Genomic DNA, 17,987 nt, shown 5'->3' with positions numbered 1-17,987 from the left:
CTCGTGACGCGCCCACCGCGGGCGTCCGCCGCGGGCGCCCTGCACCGGTCACCACACCGACCCTCATCACGGGGGGATCCCGTGCCGATCCTCATCACGTGGGATCTCCCCGCTCCACGCCACGGAAGAACACACGCCACGGAGGAACAGGGGAGTGCCGTCGACCCGAACGGTGTGCTGTCGCCTCGGTGGGAGAGCTCTGCTCTCTCGCCGAGGCGGGTGGCCGATCCCCGTTCACCTCGATACGGAAGTGTGTCTTCACCAGGCCGCCCCGGGCAGTGTCATCCGGCCAGGACGCGTGATCCTTCCGGGCCCGGGGCGCTTGCGCCGACGGGTTACTGCGGGGGCCTGGCGGGGCGGCGACGGGAACGCGGTGTCAGGCGCCCTTGCTGATCTCCCAGAACCGGAAGACGGTCGACGGGTCGAGCGTCCACTCCAGGCCCCGCACGTTCTGGTAGGCGATCGCGTACTGCTTGCCCTGCCACAGGGGCAGGATCGGCAGTTGCTGGGCCACTTCGTCCTGGAGCTCGCCGAAGTCCTTGTCGGTCAGCTCGCGGTTCGTCTGCGCCTCGGTGGCGGGGAGGATGCGGCCGGTGATGTCGTTGTTCCGGTAACCGTTGCCCAGGACGTTGCCTTTGCCGAAGAAGGGCTGGGTGAAGTTGTCGGGGTCCGGGTAGTCCGGCACCCAGCCCTTGACGTAGACGGGGTACTTCCCCGCCGCGATGCCCTTCTCGTACTGGTCGAACGGCGCGGATTTGACGGTCGCGTCGAACAGTCCGCCGGCGTTGAGCTGTTGGGCGATGGCGTTGAACTCCGCGTCGGTGGCCGGACCGTAGCGCACCGGTGTGGACCACAGGGTCAGGGGCACCTTGCCGGTGATGCCCGCGGAGCGCAGGGCGTGGCGGGCCTTGTCCAGCGAGGGCCTGCCGCCGTACATGTCGAAGAAGGCGGTGTTGTGGCCGGTGATGCCCGCCGGGATGATCGAGTACAGCGGTGTCGCGGTGGACTGGTAGACCTTGCTGACCAGGGCGTCGCGGTCCACCAGGTAGGCGATGGCCTGGCGGACGGCGAGCTTGCCCACCACCGGGTCGTCCATGTTGAAGACGAGGTGCTGCACCTCGGCGCTGGTGCCCTCGACCACGTTGACGCCTTCGTCGTCGGCCATGTCCGAGTTCTGCAGTCCGGCGATGGCGCCGGCCGTCAGACCCCGGTACGCCACGTCGACGGAACCTTTCTGCAGTGCCGAGCCGAGTGCCTTCTGATCCCCCTTGAAGAAGCGGAGGGTGACGCCCGCGTTCTTCACCTGGGCCGTGCCGCGGTACGCCTTGTTGACCGCGAAGACGGCCTGCGTCTTCGCGTCGAATGAGGAGAGCGCGTACGGCCCCGAGCCCACTGCCTTGCCCGTGGTGAGCAGCTTGTCGGCCGGATAGACCCGGTGATCCACGATCGAGCCCGCGCCGGAGGCGATCTTGCTGGGGAACGTGGCATCCGACACCTTGAGGTGGAAGACCACGGTCCGCGCGTCCGGCGTGTCGATGTTCTCGATGGTGGACAGCAGGGGGCTGGGCCCTGCCGCATCGTCGATGCGGATCGCACGGTCGAAGGAGAACTTCACGTCCGCCGAGGTCAGCGCGTCCCCGTTGCTGAATTTCAGCCCGTCGCGCAGTGTGCACTTGTACGTGGTGCTCCCGCCCTGGAACCCGCAGGTCTTCGCGGCCTCGGGGGTGGGGGTCGCGCCGCCCTTGGGGAAGCTCATGAGCGACTGGAAGACGTTGTTGAACAGCATCCAGGAGCCGGGGTCGTACCCGGAGGCGGGGTCGGTCGCGAGAACGTCGTCCGACATGCCGATGACGATCGTGTGATCGCCCGTGCCGGAGGAGCCGCTCTCGGCGCCGCAGCCCGCGGCCATGAGCATGGCTGTCATCGCCGCCGCGGCGGACGCTGCCGCCCGCCAGTTGCCTATCTTCACGTGAAGCCTCGTGCCGTCAGGGGGCCGCCAGGAAGGACCTTCCGTGCGGCCGGGATCGGTGCCGGTGCGCGCGCGTCCGGAAGGACCGGATTCGCGGGACGAACGGACGCACCCCGGCCTGCGGCAACGGAGCACACCGTCCGGGGCGGCGGTGGTCCGCTCGCCCGCGTATGGCTGCGCCACACTAACTTCCCGGCGCACACTTCCTCGGCCATTCGGGTGGCGTGTCGCGCCCGCGGTGTGGCGTGACACCTGTCACGTCCTGTCGAGCCGGTCCCCGGGTGCCGTCGGGCAGAGGGCGCTGGTCCGTCGCTTCGGACAGCGCCGGCCACGGCCCGGGCTGCCGGGGCCGCCGTACTTCTCCGGCACGGCGGAGCCGGCCGTCGCGGGCATGACGTACCTGGGTGACCAGCTCCGCGCCCGGACGGAGCATGCCCGGTGGAGCATGCCCGGACGGAGGAGGTCCTGGCGGAGGAGGTCCTGGCGGGGGATGGCTCCACTCGCGCGCGTCTGCGCCGGTCCCGAACGGGAGCGCGCTCGCTCGCGGCTGCGGGCTGCCGCCGGGGGGAGATCGCAGGATTACGAGGTCGTCGCCGGCGGCGCCCTGTGTGGGTCCATGTCGGACCACTTCACTGGCTCCGTGAGTGCTTGGCCGCGGAACCGGCTCTGGGCGTGCGCGCGCGAGCTGCGGCCCGCGACGGATTCCGGGCTCATGGCGTCGCTGATCCTGGCGACGGTCCAGGGTGGATGCGTCCTGGAGCGTGCGCGTCAGGATTTGGTGGAGTTCCGGCGGGTTGTCGACGGATGGCAGCAGGTCGGTCGGGGGCCTCGCGCGCCCACCGGCGACGGTGCCCGATCGGTCGCCGACGGTACTCGTCTTGGATCGTGCGCCTCGCACCTACGGCGTTGAGAGCGACGGCAGCCCCCGGATCGGCGAGGTGATCCAGGGGCTCTCGGTGTCGAGGTAGCGGACCCCCTGCCGGTGGCGGCCCGCCGGCCGCCACCGTCAGGGATGTCCCGGCCGGTCAGTCCTTCTCGGTGCCGGCGATCCGGCCTGCGTAGCGCTGCGTCCAGGTGGTGTCGGTGTCGGCGGTGACGACGATGTCGTAGTAGCCGTCCTGGGTCGGCCAGGTGACGACCTTCGACTTGCCGTGGGCGACCGTGACCTTCTGGGTGCGGCCGAGGTAGTCGTGGGCGGTGAGCGTGTAGTGCACCGGCTTCGTGCCGTTGTTGTGCAGGGTGAGCTTCACCTCGGCCTCGTGCCGGCTGCCCTTGTCCTTGAGCAGGTCGACCGTCACGCGCGGGAGGCCGCCATCCTTCTTCCCGGAGGGCGTGATCCGGCCCGCGAAGGAGCGGACGAAGCCGTCGTTGGAGTAGATCGAGAACGCGTACGCGCCGTCAGTGGTCCTGGTGTCCCAGGTGTACTCGCGCGCCTTGTGGGCGGTGACGGTGAACGGCGTGCTGGAGAACGGCTGGTGCGCGTCGGGGAAGACCTGGAAGCACAGGGCCTTGTCCTTCGGGCCGCCGGCCAGGGTCATCCGGGCGGTGACCTTCCCTGACGCGCGGTCCTCCGAGATCGTCGCGTGCGGGTGGAAGCTCAGCGGACGCGGCTTCATGTGGCCGGCGGAGATCGACACCGGCTGCTCGGCGGCCGGGTCCGGGAAGGTGGCCGGCCCCGTCTGCGGGCGGCTGAAGTCGAGCGCGCTGGTCAGGTCGCCGGCGATCGAGCGCCGCCACTCGCTGATGTTGGGGCAGTGGAACGGCTTGCCGAGGTGGGCCGCCCAGTTCTCGAGGAACGTGATCGTCGAGGTGTGGTCGAAGACCTCCGAGGCGACGTAGCCACCGCGGGTCCACGGCGAGACCAGCAGCATCGGTACCCGCGGGCCGAAGCCGAGCGGGTAGTCGCCGAGGTACTCGCGCGCGGTGCCCTGCTCGGGCCACGGCGGCAGCACGTGGTCGAACTTTCCGTCGTTCTCGTCGTAGTTGAGGATGAACAGGGTGTGGTTCCAGATGTCGGGGTTGCTCTGCAGGCTGTCGAGCACCTTCTTGACGTAGCGCTCGCCGTGCAGGGTGTCCGCGCTGGGGTGTTCGGACCAGCCGTACGGCGCGACGATCCAGGAGACCGGCGGCAGCGGGTGCTCCGCGCCGGGCTGGCAGGAGTCGTGGAAGTTCTTGAGGACCGCGTCGAGGTTCGCGTCGGAGTCGTTGTTGGGCGTGGTCGTGCCGGAGTAGTACGCGGCGTTGCCACGCCAGATCAGCCCGGTGCCGGGCCGCAGCTTCGGGTCGTCGGCGCCCAGCCCCTCGGGCTCGAAGCCCTTGAAGTACTTGAGTTCGTTGTCGCCGTAGTCGCCGATCCAGCTGCTGACGTACCCCTGGCGCCCGTTGCCGCTGTTGTCGGAGTAGAGCCGCCAGTCGATGCCGGCCTGCTGGAGCTGCTCGGCCACCGTGATCCAGGGACGGGAGTAGTTGGACTCGTCCGTGTTGCCCGTCTCGGTGTTGGCCGTACCGCTCCACAGGTACTTGCGGTTCGGGTCCGTCGGCCCGAACTCCGAGCAGAAGTTCTGGTCGGCGACGGTGTACTGCGCGGCGACCGAGTGGTAGAAGCCCATGTAGGCGTCGCTGTGGTGGTTCATGCAGCTGGCGCCGTTGTGCTGGACCCACTGGTCCCACGTGCGGTGCTCGACGTCGCCCCAGGCCCCGTGGTCGTTGCCCCAGGCGCCGTCATCGACCTGCGGGGTGACGAGGTTCCCGTCGCTGTCCTTCTGCTGGAAGACGGTGGTGCCGTCCTGGAACCGCAGCGCCTGCTTGTCATCGAAGCCGCGCACACCGGGGAACGTACCGAAGTAGTGGTCGAGGGAACGGTTCTCCTGCATGAGGATCACGACGTGCTTCAGGTCGGAGATGTTGCCCTTGAAGCCCTTCGGCAGGGCGTAGCGCGGCCTCGAAGCGGCGTACGCGCTGCCCGCACCTGCGGTTGTGGCGGCGGTCGCGCCGAGCGCCAGCGTTCCGGCGGCGGCCCCCGTGCCCTGGATGAACCGGCGGCGGGTGGTGCCGCTCGTCGTCTCGGGTCTGTCGCCGGGCTCGGACTCGGGCGCCGGGGTGATCGGATCGGGGGCCATGGAAGCTCCTCACAGGGACATACGCAGGCGGGGACGGGTGGTGCAGCCCGCTCATCGAAGCGAGTGGACACCAACGGCGCGTGAACACCGGTCGAGCGGTGATCAGCCGGATCGACGGCGTCTTCGTCAACTTCTGCGTGTATGGGGCGGTGTGAGTCCTTCGCCGCGATAGACCTGCATCGTCGCGCTCATGGCGCCTCCGGGCGACGAGGCGTTCCGGGTGAGGACGGCCGCTGCGACGCGGCCGGGGGAGGGCGGCGAGTGCGTGCGGACGGTGGTCGCCGCGGCGGAATGTGTGCTGTGGTCCCTGGGGCACGTGGGTCCGGGCCGACGGTGACTGATCACCGGACCGAACGTCTTCGTCCCCCGGCGATCCCGCGGGCGGCTCGCGGGGCGTACATCGGCAGGTGCGCGGGCCGGCGAGGCGCGCGGCGAGGTACGCGGCACACACGGTCCACGGCGAGGCCTCCACCGCTCCTGCCTCGTCCTGCCGTTGGCGACGATTGCCGGGAGGGACGCGACAGGGCCGGCCTCCCCGCGTGAGCGCGCGGGTGACGACCGGCTCGGCGAATCCTCACGCGACCACCAGGACGCGTGGCTCCGTCGATGGTCCGGGCTCCGTGGATGGTCCGGGCTCCGGCACTGGGCCAGGCCGCGGCCTTCGTCGCCGTACCGGTGACAGCGACGGAGGCCCTGCGCGCCGCGGCAACGGCGCCTCACCGGGTCCGGGGCCGCGCGGGCGCCCGGACCCGGTACCCGCTCAGCAGGTCTGGCGGACGTAGCCCTTGCTGCCGATGGGAGAGACGTCCAGGTCGCGGCGTACGACGCTCAGCTCGTCGCCCCAGCCGGAACAGGCCTTCTTCAGACCCTTGGCGGTGTACTCGATCACGATGACGTTGTCACCGAAGTAGTCGGTGTAGTCGTTGCACTCGTCGTAGGTCCCGCATTCCTCGGCGATGGCGAAGTCGAGGCCGTTGGCCGCTCGGTTGACGGAGAGCGCCGAGGTGTTCTTCTGCGCGATGGCCAGGCCCTTCTCGTGGGCGTGCGCCGAGAGCAGCTTGATGTAGGCCTGCGCCTCGCCCTTCGTCAGCAGCTTGCCCGAGCGGGTGTAGCTGTCGAAGTTGTCGGGCTCGACGGCGTTGAAACCTTTGCTCGCGCAGTCGTCGATCCAGGCGTCGACCTTCGCCGCCACGGCCTTCTGCTTGGCGGCGGTGCTCACGTCGAGGAGTGCCTCGCCCCAGCTGTCGTCGTAGACGACATCGCCCTGCGCGTCGTGCAGCAGCAGGTCCGAGCCCCAGTCGTCCTCGGATCCCGGCTGGGCCTGGAAGGCGTTCACGTAACAGATGGTGTACTTGCCGGCCGCCGGCGCGTCGGTGTGGTCACGGCTGACCACGTCGACCCCGGCCGGCGGTGTGTACGCCCCGCCGATCTGGTAGTCGAACCCGGCGTGGACGGGGGGAAGGGTAACGCCGCTCGATGCTGCCAGGGCGACACCCGGTGTGAGGAGGGAAGCCGCGAGGGCGGCCGCGCCGACCGCGGCAAGGCCCAGAGTTGCACGGTGACGAACGGAGTTCAGTCTCATCAACGAGCTCCACATGGTGGGGGGTACGGCCCCGCCTCGGACACCGACAGTGATCCTGGCGACTCAGTCCGGGCTCAGGCACAGGGCCTTGTACCGGCTAGGCGTACCTCTGCGTCGTCCGGTGTTCGGCGACGTGACTGGAGTAAATCGAGCACGTACGGCCATGTCAAGAGCGCGGAGTTGCTTGATAACAGGCCAAGTTGCGCATCATCGCGCAACGTTGCGGGTTCGTGGCCCCGGGCGTACGGCGGGCTGCTCGGACCGGATGACGATCGTCGGGGCCTTGTCGGACTCACTCAGCCGACGGGACACGGCCCCTTCCGTGAGCCACCCGCGCCTGCGCCTCGACGGTGACGAGGCGCACCTGGAAGCGATCGCCGCGGGCCGGCACGACCACGCGCGCCATGTCGTCATGACGAACCGGTACACGGTCTGCCTCGTGCGGCAGGGCAACACTCGGCTCATGCAGTGGGTTACGGTGGACGACGCCCGGACCAAGGGAGATCCCACCGTCCTCCACGGCCTCGGGAGACGGCTGATCGGCAACGGTGCGCGCCTCGGCGTCCGCGCCGCGAACACACGGCGGGCCGGCCTCCCGGCTTCCCGGGAATCAACGGCCTCGTGCGAGAGCTCCCGGCCTTCGCAGGACGCGCGGGGGCAGGGGAAGGGGAGGCAAGCGGACATGGAAGGCCGAGCGGAGCGCGCTCATGTCTCGACGTCCACGGAAGCGGTGACGGCGAGATGCCACGGTGGTGCGGCGGCCGGGATCCCGGCGGGACGCCGCCGCCGGTGCCGCCCGGCCGGGTCCGCTTCGTGATCGCCACATCCGCCCGGCTCCTGCGGCTGGTGTCCCTGCTGTCGTCGCGGCCCACCTGGTCCAACGCGGAGCTGGCACGGCACCTGGAGGTCACCGAGCGCACGGTGCGCCGGGACATCGACCGGCTGCGTGAGCTGGGTTACGGCGTGGAGTCGATACCGGGACCGGGCGGCGGTTACCGTTTCGGCGCGGGCAACCGCATGCCGCCGCTGAACCTGGACGACGACGAGGTGTTCGCCGTGGCGGTGGCGCTGCGGGAGGCCGCACACGGCGCGGCGCTCGGCGCGGACCCGGCGGCGCTGTCGGCCCTGTTGAAACTGCGGCAGATCCTGCCGGCCCGGATGGCGAGGACCCTGGCGGGCCTGGACGACACCGTCGAACACACTCCGCGCTGCGAGACCCCTCAGGTGTCCGCCGATGTGCTGTTGCTGCTCGCCTCCGTCTGCCGGGCCTCCGAACGCACCACACTGACCTACCGCGACATGCACGGTGTCACGACCGTTCGGTGTGTCGATCCGCACCGGCTGGTTCACACCGGCGTCCACTGGTACTTCGTGGCCCGTGACGTCGAGCGCCGGGCCTGGCGGACGTTTCGTGCTGACAGGGTGCTCGACGTCCGCTCGACCGGGGAAGTCGCCGACCTGTCCGATGCCCCGGATGCCGCGCGGATGGTGTCCGACACCATCACCCGTGCCGGGTACCCGTTCTTCGCCCGCGTCCGGCTTCCGCTGTCCTACGACGACGCCCGGCGGCTGGTGGCGCCCATCGTCGCCACACACGAATCCGACGGACCGAGCGCGACGATCATCACCATCGGTGGCTCCGACCCCGACCAGCTCGCCGGTTACCTCCTCACCCTGCGCACCCCGCTGGAGGTCCTCACGCCCGACTCGGTCCGCGAGGCGCTGCTGGCCCGTATGGATGCCCTGTACCGCGACAACCAGGCACCTCGACCGGGCCCCGACGAGCAGCGGTCACGTCCGAACGGGTGACAGCGCCGGGCGGTGAGAGACCAGGACCGTAGCTGTCCGGATCTGCTCCTAGCATCAGTACGAGGCACGAACCACCGGGCGTTTCGCCGCTCCGGACGGGCCCTTCCCCCTCGATTCTCGCCTTCTCATGGGAGCGCATCATGGCCGCAACCCCCCGTCTACTGGTCTACGGGGACTGGACCTCTCCACGCTGCCGGACGAGCCCACCGCCCGGGAGCGGGAGGTGGGACGCAGCAAGGTGGTCGCCGAGGTCACCGGCCGGAACGGCAGTGTGGCCCGCGCCCTGATCGACACACCGACCGGCTACCGGTTCACGCAGCTGTCGTCCGTGGAGATCGCGCGCCGCGTACTGGCCGGCTCCTTCAGCGCGGGATTCCAGTCGCCCTCCTCCGGCTACGGACCCGAACCGGCCCTCGCCGTCGGCGACTCGCGGATCAAGGACCTGTAGGCGGACAGCCGGATGCCGTAGGCCGGACGTTCGTCCGGGTCCGTCCGCGGTTCGCACGCTGCGAAGGCTCCGGTGAGGTGAAGCGGTTCCGGCCGAAAGCCGGCGGGCTCGCCGGGGTGGGGACCTCCGGCCGGGTGCGGCACACCGGGCCGGGTGCGAGGCCGCCTGCCTGGGTGCGGCACACCGGGCCGGGTGCGAGGCCGCCTGCCTGGGTGCGGCACACCGGGCCGGGTGCGAGGCCGCCTGCCTGGGTGCGGCACACCGGGCCGGGTACGAGGGAGCCTGCCTGGGTGCGCCACACCCCTGACACGGCCTCCCTCTTCGGCACCCCGTCAGCGAGTCTGGTGTTCACACCCCCGCGCATCTTCGAGAAGGAACCTCATGTCTCTCACCTCGTACCGCACCCTCGGCCGTTCCGGTCTGCGTCTGAGCCTCCTGGCCTTCGGCGCGATCCCCACAGCATGATCGAGTCCATGATCGGCTTCCAGCAGGGTGACACCAGCATCAACGGCCTCGCCGCCAGCGCCTTCGTCCGCTGAGTCACACCGAACCCCCTCGCTCCCGACCGGCGGGGCAGCTCGTACGCGCAGGACGTACGCGCAGACACGAGCGCGGGACACACCGTCGCTCGTACCCGCCGGGACCTGCCCGTCGGACGGCGGCCCCTCCCGGAGTCCCACCTCCCGTAAGCCACCGGCACCCGCCCCTTCGCACCCGGGCCCCGCATGGGGCTGGACCCGCGCAGGGCGACGTGAACGCACACCACGCCTCAAGGAACGGAACACACCATGGCCGAGACACTGGAAATCACCACCCTCCGCCCCGCCCCGGGCCGCACGGCCCAGGACTTCGTCGAGGCGAACACCGATATCAACGCCTACCTCAAGCGGCAGCCAGGGTTCCTGTGGCGGCGCATCGTCGAGACCGACGACGGCCGCGTCGTGGACATCGTCGCCTACGACAGCCCGCAGCACGCCCGCGCCGGCGCGGCGGGCATCACCGGCGAAATGGCGGACTCGCCCGTCCACGCCACGATCGACCACGACAGCGTGGACTGGCAGCTCACCACCGCCCTGCAGCACCTCGTGTGACGGAGGACCCAACATGCCGTTCGCCGACGAACTCATCGGTCAGCACACCGTCCAGAGCCTCACGCGCGCCATTCGGTCCGCCGCTCCGGACGCCGACCTCACCGCGCTGCGCGCGGCGCCCGGACATCTCGACGCGTTGTCGCTGCGGGAGCGCGCCGACCTGTTGCGCGACGCGCTGCTGGCCGATCTTCCGGGCGACTACGCGGCCCTGGCACGGACCGTACGCATCGCCCGCGACGGCGCCCCGGATTTCACCGGATGGCTCATCTGGCCGGTGACCAGCGCCCTGGCCACCCGGGCCGTCCAGGAGGCCGACGGTGCCTCATTCGACGACGCGATGAAGCTGCTCGCGAGCCTCACCGGCCGGCTGTCCTCGGAGTTCGCCATCAGGACGCTGCTGCGGCACGATCTCGACCGGGCCCTCGGTGTCATCGCCGGCGACTGGACCGGATCAGCCGACGCCCATGTGCGCAGACTCGCCTCCGAAGGCACCCGCCCCTACCTTCCGTGGGCGGTCCGGGTGCCGGACATCCTGGCTCGTCCCGAAGGGACCGTCCCCATCCTGGACGCCCTCTACCGGGACGAGAGCGAGTACGTACGGCGCTCCGTCGCCAACCACCTCAACGACCTCAGCCGCGACCAACCGGACCTCGTGATCGGCACGGCCCGCCGCTGGCTGGGGACTCCCGACGCCACCACCGAGCGCCTGGTACGGCAGGGGCTGCGCACGCTCGTCAAGCGCGGCCACCCCGGTGCCCTGGAACTGCTCGGATTCGCCCCCGCCGCGCTGGAGGTCGACGGGCCCCGGCTGGAGAGGGACACCGTCGTGATCGGCGGCAGCGTCCGCTTCAGCGCCTCGATCCGCAACACGGGTGATCAGCCGGCGCGGCTCGCGATCGACTACATCGTGCACCACCGCAAGGCCAACGGCGGCCGGACCGGCAAGACCTTCAAACTCACCACCCGCACCCTGGGGCCGGACGAAGTGATCCAGGTGACGCGTGAGCACTCGTTCCGGTTGCTCACGACACGCCGCTACCACCCCGGTCGGCATGCGATCTCCCTGCAGATCAACGGGAGGGAATCGGACCGGGCGGACTTCGACCTGGCCGCCCCGGACACACCCTGACGCGGAGCACGGGAAGCGTGGCGCTCCACCACACCGCCGAGCCCCCGTTCCCGGTCGGTGAAGACACTGCCCGATGAACATCAGCCGCCGGCCGACGCTCCCGACACCACGAGCCGGGCCAGGACCGAGACAGCCCGCAGACGCCTCCAGTGTCTTGGAGAGCGGCGCGACCGTATGAGAGGACGTAGATGAACGAGACACCGGACCGCGATGACAAGGCCGGACTTGCCGAGGCCGACGACAGGGCGTTGAAGGTCCGAGCCCAGTACGAGCAGATCGAACAGCGCGTCCTCGGCAGGACATGGACCCTGCCGGAGCTCGCGCTCGGCTTCACCAACGATGCCGCCTACGTCGGGCGCCTGGTGCTCGCCGCCGAGCGCACCTGGGGCATCGACGGTGACGTGGCCGCCGAGCTGCGACACAAACTGGCCGAATGTCTGTGGTGGGTCTTCGTCCTCGCGGACCGGCTCGACGTCGACATGCCGGAGGCCTACACGGCGACGATGGACCGTATCGGCTCCGGCCTTCAGCAGACCCTGCGCGGCATGGGCGCCTGACGACCGACGCGGGCGGCCCGATCAGGGGAGCGGCCGGGCCGGGGGGCGGAACGAGGAGGGCATGGCGAGGGATGTCCGTACCGGACGGGCCAACTGTCCGACTTCTGAACGCGTTTGATGGTCCGTCACCAAGCGCGGGGGAGGGGAGCGCTCTCCGGGCCACCCGGTAACCCGACCCTCCGGGCCCCCGACTCTCCGGGCCCCCGACCCTCCGTGCGGGCCGAGCCTCCGCATCACCGGGACCTCGGAGCCCCCGAGCCTCCGCAGCTCCCGGGACCTCGCGACCCCGGGACCTCGCAGCTCCGGGACCTCGCGACCCCGGGACCTCGCGACCCCGGGACCTCGCAGCCCCGGACCTCGCGACCCCGGTGAGCGGGGTCAGCCGGCCTGGTAGCGGGTGGCGAGTTCGGTGCTCTGGCCGCCGAACGCCGCGAGGTCCGCCCGGAAGACCGCGTCGAGGAGGGCGGCGTCCTCCACCCCCGGGGCGCAGACGACCTCGCCGAGCTCCAGTCCCCGCAGACCGGCGGTGACCACGTCCTCGGCGGTCATACGGGGCACGACGCTCATGTCGAGGCCCTGGCGCTCGTGGAACTCGGTGGCGACCACCCCGGGGCACAGGACCTCGACCTGGACGCCGGTGCCTTCGAGTTCGGCGCTGAGGGTCTGCGACATGGCGACGAGATGGGCCAGGCTGCCCGCGTAGACGGCGCGGCGGGGCAGCTGGGAGTGCGGAGCGGGTCCGCTGAACGCGATCATGCCGGCCACGTTGATGATGGCGCCCCGCTCGCGCTGCCGCATCCCCGCGACCGCGGCCCGCGTGATCAGGGTGGGAGCGAGGACTTTCACCGTGACCAGCTCGCGGGCCTTGGCGGCCGGGAGTTCGTCGAGCGGCATGTAGTGGGCGACACCGGCGTTGTTCACCAGGAGGTCCAGCGGCTCACTCGCGCAGATGCCGGCGACGGCGTCGATGCCCTCGTCGGTGGCGAGGTCGGCCGTGACGCCGCGGACTGTGACACCGGGGTGGGCGGCGGCGAACTCCGTCAGCCGCTCCTCCCGGCGGCCGACGAGCACCAGGTCGTAGCCGTCGGCCGCGAGGCGCTCGGCGAACGCCCTGCCGATTCCCGAGGTGGCGCCGGTGACGAGTGCGAGCTTGCTCATGGGGTGTGTTCCTTTCGACAGCCGGCCGGTCGTCCGGCTCCGCCAGGGAGCGGGGCGACGACGGCTCGGCGCTGGTCCATCCGGCACGCGGCGTGTCCGCGTGTTCCGCGCTCCGTCGCTTCCCGGCCCGGTTCGCAGAGCCGAGCGCGCCCGGGGCAGCCGGCCGCGGGGCTCTCGCGAGCCGCGCGACGGGTGCGGAGCCGCGGAGCCGCGGGAACGCCGACGACGCGGACCGTGTGTGTTCCGCTCGTGCGCGTCGGGTGTCGCGCCACGCCGTTTCCTCCATGGTGGCCGGGAGCTGCGGTGTCAACCAGTGGCCCCGTCGTCCTGGGACCACCGGTACCAGGAACGGGTACGCCCCACGGGTCACGGGCCACCGGGCCGGGGGAGGCGCCGGCGGGGTGCTGCCCGCCGTGTACGCCGCGACGCATGCCTCCTACGCCGAACGACACCGGACCACGCGGAGCTGTGCCGAACGACACCGAACGACACCGAGCTGCACGGAACGACACCGAGCTACGCCCCGGGACGTCCGTCCGGCCGCGGCCTTCCTCAGTCGCGGTCCTCGCCGGACCCGCTCGCGGGGCCCGCGGGACGGGGCAGGCCGAGGTGGTCGCGCAGGGCGGCGGCGATGTCGCCGGCGGCGGTCAGCTGGTCCGGGGTGAGGGCGTCGATGAAGAGCTCGCGGATGGCGCGGAGATGCGGGTAGGTGGCCGCCCGGAAGGCCTCCGCGCCGCTGGGCTCCAGGACGATGTGCGCGCCCCTGTTGTCGGTGACGCATTCCTCGCGGCGGATCAGGCCCCGGCGTTCCATGCGGCCGAGGTGGTGGGAGAGGCGGCTGCGCTCCCAGCGGATCGCCGTCGCCAGCTCGGAGGAGCGGAGCCTCGTGTCCTGCGCCTCACTCAGCGCGAGGAGCACGGCGTAGTCCCCCTGGGAGAGGCCGGTGTCGCCGTTCAGCCGGGATGTGAGCGTGGTGCGCAGTGCGTCGGTGGTTTCGATGAAGTCCCGCCAGATGCGCAGTTCCTCGCGCGTGGGCAGTTTCCGTGACCCGGTCATGACCTGCGCCTCCCATGGTTGACGTCTCAATTATATGGAGTAATACTTGACACGTCAATCACTGGAGGAGGGCAGTACCCATGACCGACCTCGTACTCGGCCTCGACACCTTCGGCGACGTCCCGGAGGAATCCGGGCGCCCCGTATCCCACGCCGCTGCGATCCGGCAGGTCGTCGACGAGGCGGTGCTCGCCGACGAGCTCGGTGTCGATGTCATCGCACTCGGTGAGCACCACCGCCCCGAGTACTCGATCTCCGCGCCGGAGACGGTCCTGGCCGCGATAGCCGCCAAAACCTCGCGCATCAAGCTCGCATCCGGTGTCACCGTACTCAGCTCCGACGACCCCGTCCGCGTCTTCCAGCGGTTCGCGACCGTGGACGCGCTCTCCGGCGGCCGCGCCCAGACGATCCTCGGCCGGGGCTCGTTCACCGAGTCCTTCCCGCTGTTCGGCTATGACATGAGCGACTACGACGTCCTGTTCGAGGAGAAGCTCGACCTCTTCGTGCGGCTGCTCGACGAGAAGCCGGTCACCTGGAGCGGCACCACCCGCGCCGCGCTGGAGGACGCCGACGTGTTCCCGAAGACCGAGTCCGGCCGCCTGGACACCTGGGTCGGCGTCGGCGGCTCCCCGCAGTCGGTCGTGCGCACCGCACGTCACGGGCTGCCCCTCATGCTCGCGATCATCGGCGGCTCTCCCGCGCGCTTCCTGCCGTACATCGACCTCTACCGACGGGCCTCCGAGCAGTTCGGCACGCTCGCGCACCCCGTCGGGATGCACTCGCCCGGGTTCGTCGCGGACACCGACGAGGAGGCCAAGGAACTGTTCTACGCGCCCTACAAGGTCATGCGGGACCGGATCGGCGCGCTGCGCGGCTGGCCGCCCCTGCGCCGCGAGGAGTTCGACACCGAGGTGGAGGGCGGCTCCATGTACATCGGGGCACCGGAGACCGTCGCCCGCAAGATCGCCGATGCGGTCAGGACGCTCGGTGTCGGTCGCTTCGACATGATCTACAGCGCCGGAGCCCAGCCGCGGTCGGCCCGGATGCGGGCCGTCGAGCTGTTCGGCGCGAAGGTGGCGCCGATGGTCCGCGACATCCTGGCGGGCTGAGCCATGGCCACCCTCGGCATCCTCGGCGCGGGCAAGGTCGGCACCGTACTCGCCCGGCTCGCCGTCGCGGCGGGCCATGACGTCCTGATCGCCGGTTCCGGCAGCCCCTCGAAGATCGAACTCATCGTGGAGGTCGTGACGCCCGGGGCCGTCGCGGTCACCGCGGCCGAGGCGGCGGAACGGGCCGACGTCGTCGTGCTGGCCCTGCCGCTCGGCAGGTACCGGTCCCTGCCCGTGGCGGCCCTGGGCGGCAAGCTGGTGATCGACGCCATGAACTACTGGTGGGAGGTCGACGGGATCCGGGACGACCTCACCGATCCGCGTACGTCCTCCAGCGAGATCGTGCGGGCCTCCCTGCCGCGCTCGCGCGTCGTCAAGGCGTTCAACCACATGGGTTACCACGACCTGGAGGAGGGGGCCCGCCCGGCAGGCACCCCCGGGCGCAAGGCGATCGCGCTCGCGGGGGACGGCGAGGCCGACATCGCGTCGGTCGCGGCCCTCGTCGACGCCCTCGGCTTCGACCCGGTCGTCGCAGGACCGCTCGCCGAGGGCGTCCGTATGCAGCCCGGCGCCGAACTGTTCGGCGCCAACACCGACGCCACCGGGATTCGCGCGATGCTGGACCGCTTCCCCTCCTCGGCCGCCGGCCTGCGTCTCGCCGAGGTCCGCGCCGCAGCCCGCTGAAGAGGCCGTTCGCGGTACGGGAGAACGGCTTGGGCCGCCGGGCCGCGTCGTACGGGAGTCGGCTTGGGCCGCTGGGCCGCGTCGTACGGGAGTCGGCTCCGGCCGCCGGGCCGCCGCCCTGCGGTGCTCCGGTCCGCGTTCCGTGTGCCGTCAGCCGGTCGGCTTCTCCCAGACGGAGACGTGCCGCACGCTGTCCTGGGTGAACGGCTCGCGCGCCCAGCCGCCCCAGCGATGGCGCAGGCGCAGGCCCGCGAGCTGCGCCATCAGGTCGAGTTCGGACGGCCAGACGTAGCGGAACGGGGTCGCGTGCGCCGTACCGCGGCCGTCCGGTGCGATGTCGATGTAGTGGCAGGTCGCGTCCTGGGTGACCGTGTCGTAGACGGTGTAGGCCCACCCGTTCGGACCCGTCAGGAACGGGACGATGTTCTGCCCGGCCGGAATCCTGCGCAGCTCCGGAACCATCACCTCGATGACGAAGACGCCGCCGGGAGCCAGGTGCCGGGCGACGTTGCGGAAGCAGGCGACCTGCGCTTCCTGACGGGTCAGGTTCATGATGGTGTTGAAGACCAGATAGGCGACGGAGAAGGGCCCCTCCCGCTCCGTGTCCACCGTCGTGGTCGCGAAGTCGCCGATCGACACACCGATCCCCGCACTCCCCTCGTGCGCGCGCATACGGGCGACCATCGCGCGGGACAGGTCGATGCCGTGGACCGGCACGCCCCGGCGTGCGAGGGGCAGCGCGATGCGTCCCGTACCGATCCCCAGCTCCAGCGCCCGCCCGCCGCCGGCGAACTCCGCCAGGACGTCCACCGTCCGCTCGATGACCTCCGGCTGGAACTCCGCACCCGAGGACTCGTCGTACCGCCCCGCCACCCGTTCTCCGAAGTACCCGTCGTCGTCGGTCACCGGCGGAGGGTACCCCGGGGACGGTCGCGAGGACCGGGATTTTTTTGGGCTCGCCCCGTCGGCCCGGCTCCTGTTCGACCGGGCCGCTCGGCCCGCCGGCCCCGCTCCCGTTCGCCCCGCCCCGAGCGGGCGGGGAACGCCGTACCACCCCTCGGGTGGGCCGTGACGGCGCCAAGTGGCGCTCACCGAAGCGGTGGTGACCCCACGCGCCGCCCTGCTGTCGGGTTCCCGTGCTACTCGGCGGGCTCCGGGACCCAGTTGCGCACGCCGGGGTGGTAGCCGGCCGGTTTGTCGCCGACCTTGGCACCGGTGTTGACGAGCCAGCTCTGGTACGCGGGGGTGAACATCCGGTACACCGACTCGGGAGGCAGCTCGCTCGCCGCGTCGAGGGAAGCCCGTACTTCCGGGGGCAGTTCGAAATCGAGCGCGGCCATACCGGCCCCGAGCTGGTCGGCACTGCTCGCGCCGAGGATCGCCGAGGCGATGCCGGGCCGGGTGGCGACCCAGTTGATCGCGACCTGGGCCATCGTCACGCCCAGTTCGCCCGCCGCCTTTTCGAGGGGCCCCAGTACCTGCCACTGCCGGTCCGTCCAGGACAGCGGGGGCGCCCCCGCGCCGGTGAGCCGGCCCGTACCGGTCAGGCCCCGCCCGTCGTGGCGGTACTTCCCGGTGAGGAACCCGCTGTTCAGGGGGCTCCACGCGGTGATGCCGGGGCCCAGGTTCTGGGCCATCGGGACGTGCTCGGTCTCGATCGCCCGCTCGGTGAGGGAGTACGGCAACTGCAGGTTGATCACCGGCGCGAGGGCGTGGGCCGCCGCGAAGGTCTGGGCCTGCGCGGCGTACCAGCTGGGCACGTCGGAGAGGCCCGCGTAACGGATCTTGCCCGCCTTGACGAGGTCGTCGAAGGTTCGCATGACCTCCTCCACCGGGGTGAGCCGGTCCCACGTGTGCAGCAGGAAGAGGTCGACGTAGTCGGTGCCCAGCCGCCGCAGGGACGCGTCGAGGGCTCTGATCATGTGCTTGCGGCCGTTGCCCCCCGCGTTCGGGTCGCCGGGGTCGACACTGTTGGTGAATTTCGTGGTGAGCACCACCCGCTCCCGCACCTTCGCCTCGGCGATGAGGCGGCCGAGGATGGTCTCGCTCTCGCCCGCGGTGTAGAAGTCGGCGGTGTCGATGAAGTTGCCGCCCTCGTCGAGGTAGCGGCGGAAGATGGGGCGGGCCTCGTCCTGCGTCTTGCCGTATCCGGCGTGGAATCCTCCGGTGCCGAAGTTCATCGTGCCCAGGGCCAGGCGGCTGACGCGCAGACCGGACCGGCCGAGCAGGTAGTAGTGGTCGAGTGCCATGGGAAACCCTTCCGAGCTGGACGTGCG

14 protein-coding genes are annotated in these 17,987 nt (G+C 70.9%); 7 read left to right on the top strand and 7 right to left on the bottom strand.

Annotated elements, in window-relative coordinates:
- Positions 1-376: 376 nt before the first annotated feature.
- The 3 genes from OG310_RS07980 to OG310_RS07970 all read right to left on the bottom strand — a co-directional run bounded on the left by OG310_RS07980 (position 377) and on the right by OG310_RS07970 (position 6,670).
- On the bottom strand, positions 377-1,909 hold the full coding sequence (locus OG310_RS07980) for an ABC transporter substrate-binding protein (RefSeq protein ID WP_443078831.1): 1,533 nt from the start codon (positions 1,907-1,909) through the stop codon (positions 377-379).
- A 1,085-nt stretch (positions 1,910-2,994) separates the two neighbouring features.
- Complete coding sequence (locus tag OG310_RS07975; RefSeq protein ID WP_329455180.1) at positions 2,995-5,088, bottom strand: alkaline phosphatase family protein; 2,094 nt, start codon at positions 5,086-5,088, stop codon at positions 2,995-2,997.
- Between the two features lie 760 nt (positions 5,089-5,848).
- The gene (locus OG310_RS07970; RefSeq protein WP_329455179.1) at positions 5,849-6,670 is read right to left on the bottom strand and encodes an endo alpha-1,4 polygalactosaminidase; all 822 of its coding nucleotides are present in this window, start codon (positions 6,668-6,670) and stop codon (positions 5,849-5,851) included.
- Between the two features lie 813 nt (positions 6,671-7,483).
- On the opposite strand from OG310_RS07970, the gene OG310_RS07965 reads away from it, so the two are divergent.
- From OG310_RS07965 to OG310_RS07945, 5 genes are all read left to right on the top strand, one after another.
- Positions 7,484-8,479 carry a helix-turn-helix transcriptional regulator gene (locus tag OG310_RS07965; RefSeq protein WP_329455178.1) on the top strand — a complete coding sequence of 332 codons (996 nt, stop codon included), beginning with the start codon at positions 7,484-7,486 and terminating at the stop codon, positions 8,477-8,479.
- A gap of 223 nt (positions 8,480-8,702) precedes the next feature.
- Positions 8,703-8,927: a hypothetical protein gene (locus OG310_RS07960; protein ID WP_329455177.1), complete on the top strand. Its 225-nt coding sequence runs from the start codon at positions 8,703-8,705 to the stop codon at positions 8,925-8,927.
- A gap of 788 nt (positions 8,928-9,715) precedes the next feature.
- Positions 9,716-10,018: a hypothetical protein gene (locus tag OG310_RS07955; protein WP_329455176.1), complete on the top strand. Its 303-nt coding sequence runs from the start codon at positions 9,716-9,718 to the stop codon at positions 10,016-10,018.
- Positions 10,019-10,031: 13 nt separating this feature from the next.
- Positions 10,032-11,147, top strand: coding sequence for a DNA alkylation repair protein (locus OG310_RS07950; RefSeq protein WP_329455175.1), 1,116 nt, complete (start codon positions 10,032-10,034; stop codon positions 11,145-11,147).
- 188 nt (positions 11,148-11,335) lie between these two features.
- Positions 11,336-11,704 carry a hypothetical protein gene (locus tag OG310_RS07945; protein WP_329455174.1) on the top strand — a complete coding sequence of 123 codons (369 nt, stop codon included), beginning with the start codon at positions 11,336-11,338 and terminating at the stop codon, positions 11,702-11,704.
- Between the two features lie 378 nt (positions 11,705-12,082).
- Here OG310_RS07945 and OG310_RS07940 read toward each other — a convergent pair whose 3' ends face one another.
- Together OG310_RS07940 and OG310_RS07935 are read right to left on the bottom strand one after the other, a co-directional pair.
- The gene (locus OG310_RS07940) at positions 12,083-12,862 is read right to left on the bottom strand and encodes an SDR family NAD(P)-dependent oxidoreductase (RefSeq protein WP_329455173.1); all 780 of its coding nucleotides are present in this window, start codon (positions 12,860-12,862) and stop codon (positions 12,083-12,085) included.
- Between the two features lie 552 nt (positions 12,863-13,414).
- The gene (locus OG310_RS07935) at positions 13,415-13,918 is read right to left on the bottom strand and encodes a MarR family winged helix-turn-helix transcriptional regulator (protein ID WP_329455172.1); all 504 of its coding nucleotides are present in this window, start codon (positions 13,916-13,918) and stop codon (positions 13,415-13,417) included.
- Between the two features lie 80 nt (positions 13,919-13,998).
- On the opposite strand from OG310_RS07935, the gene OG310_RS07930 reads away from it, so the two are divergent.
- Together OG310_RS07930 and OG310_RS07925 are read left to right on the top strand one after the other, a co-directional pair.
- The gene (locus tag OG310_RS07930) at positions 13,999-15,027 is read left to right on the top strand and encodes an LLM class flavin-dependent oxidoreductase (RefSeq protein WP_329455171.1); all 1,029 of its coding nucleotides are present in this window, start codon (positions 13,999-14,001) and stop codon (positions 15,025-15,027) included.
- 3 nt (positions 15,028-15,030) lie between these two features.
- Complete coding sequence (locus tag OG310_RS07925) at positions 15,031-15,711, top strand: NADPH-dependent F420 reductase (protein ID WP_329455170.1); 681 nt, start codon at positions 15,031-15,033, stop codon at positions 15,709-15,711.
- A gap of 150 nt (positions 15,712-15,861) precedes the next feature.
- Here the strand turns inward: OG310_RS07925 and OG310_RS07920 are convergent, their stop codons facing one another.
- Positions 15,862-16,617 carry a class I SAM-dependent DNA methyltransferase gene (locus OG310_RS07920; protein WP_329455169.1) on the bottom strand — a complete coding sequence of 252 codons (756 nt, stop codon included), beginning with the start codon at positions 16,615-16,617 and terminating at the stop codon, positions 15,862-15,864.
- 233 nt (positions 16,618-16,850) lie between these two features.
- The gene (locus tag OG310_RS07915) at positions 16,851-17,960 is read right to left on the bottom strand and encodes an aldo/keto reductase (RefSeq protein WP_329455168.1); all 1,110 of its coding nucleotides are present in this window, start codon (positions 17,958-17,960) and stop codon (positions 16,851-16,853) included.
- Positions 17,961-17,987 lie beyond the last annotated feature (27 nt).

It is taken from the genome of Streptomyces sp. NBC_01497 (assembly GCF_036250695.1).
GTDB lineage: Bacteria > Actinomycetota > Actinomycetes > Streptomycetales > Streptomycetaceae > Streptomyces.
Note: the sequence above shows the minus strand (reverse complement) of the source record. Positions and strands in the feature narration are given on the sequence as shown.

What these genes read in the sequence shown, in the direction of transcription:
- OG310_RS07980 (WP_443078831.1), bottom strand. Translation starts at nt 1,909, where the DNA reads ATGGCCGCGGGCTGCGGCGCCGAGAGCGGCTCCTCCGGCACGGGCGAT.
- OG310_RS07975 (WP_329455180.1), bottom strand. Translation starts at nt 5,088, where the DNA reads ATGGCCCCCGATCCGATCACCCCGGCGCCCGAGTCCGAGCCCGGCGAC.
- OG310_RS07970 (WP_329455179.1), bottom strand. Translation starts at nt 6,670, where the DNA reads ATGAGACTGAACTCCGTTCGTCACCGTGCAACTCTGGGCCTTGCCGCG.
- OG310_RS07955 (WP_329455176.1), top strand. Translation starts at nt 9,716, where the DNA reads ATGGCCGAGACACTGGAAATCACCACCCTCCGCCCCGCCCCGGGCCGC.
- OG310_RS07950 (WP_329455175.1), top strand. Translation starts at nt 10,032, where the DNA reads ATGCCGTTCGCCGACGAACTCATCGGTCAGCACACCGTCCAGAGCCTC.
- OG310_RS07945 (WP_329455174.1), top strand. Translation starts at nt 11,336, where the DNA reads ATGAACGAGACACCGGACCGCGATGACAAGGCCGGACTTGCCGAGGCC.
- OG310_RS07940 (WP_329455173.1), bottom strand. Translation starts at nt 12,862, where the DNA reads ATGAGCAAGCTCGCACTCGTCACCGGCGCCACCTCGGGAATCGGCAGG.
- OG310_RS07935 (WP_329455172.1), bottom strand. Translation starts at nt 13,918, where the DNA reads ATGACCGGGTCACGGAAACTGCCCACGCGCGAGGAACTGCGCATCTGG.
- OG310_RS07930 (WP_329455171.1), top strand. Translation starts at nt 13,999, where the DNA reads ATGACCGACCTCGTACTCGGCCTCGACACCTTCGGCGACGTCCCGGAG.
- OG310_RS07925 (WP_329455170.1), top strand. Translation starts at nt 15,031, where the DNA reads ATGGCCACCCTCGGCATCCTCGGCGCGGGCAAGGTCGGCACCGTACTC.
- OG310_RS07915 (WP_329455168.1), bottom strand. Translation starts at nt 17,960, where the DNA reads ATGGCACTCGACCACTACTACCTGCTCGGCCGGTCCGGTCTGCGCGTC.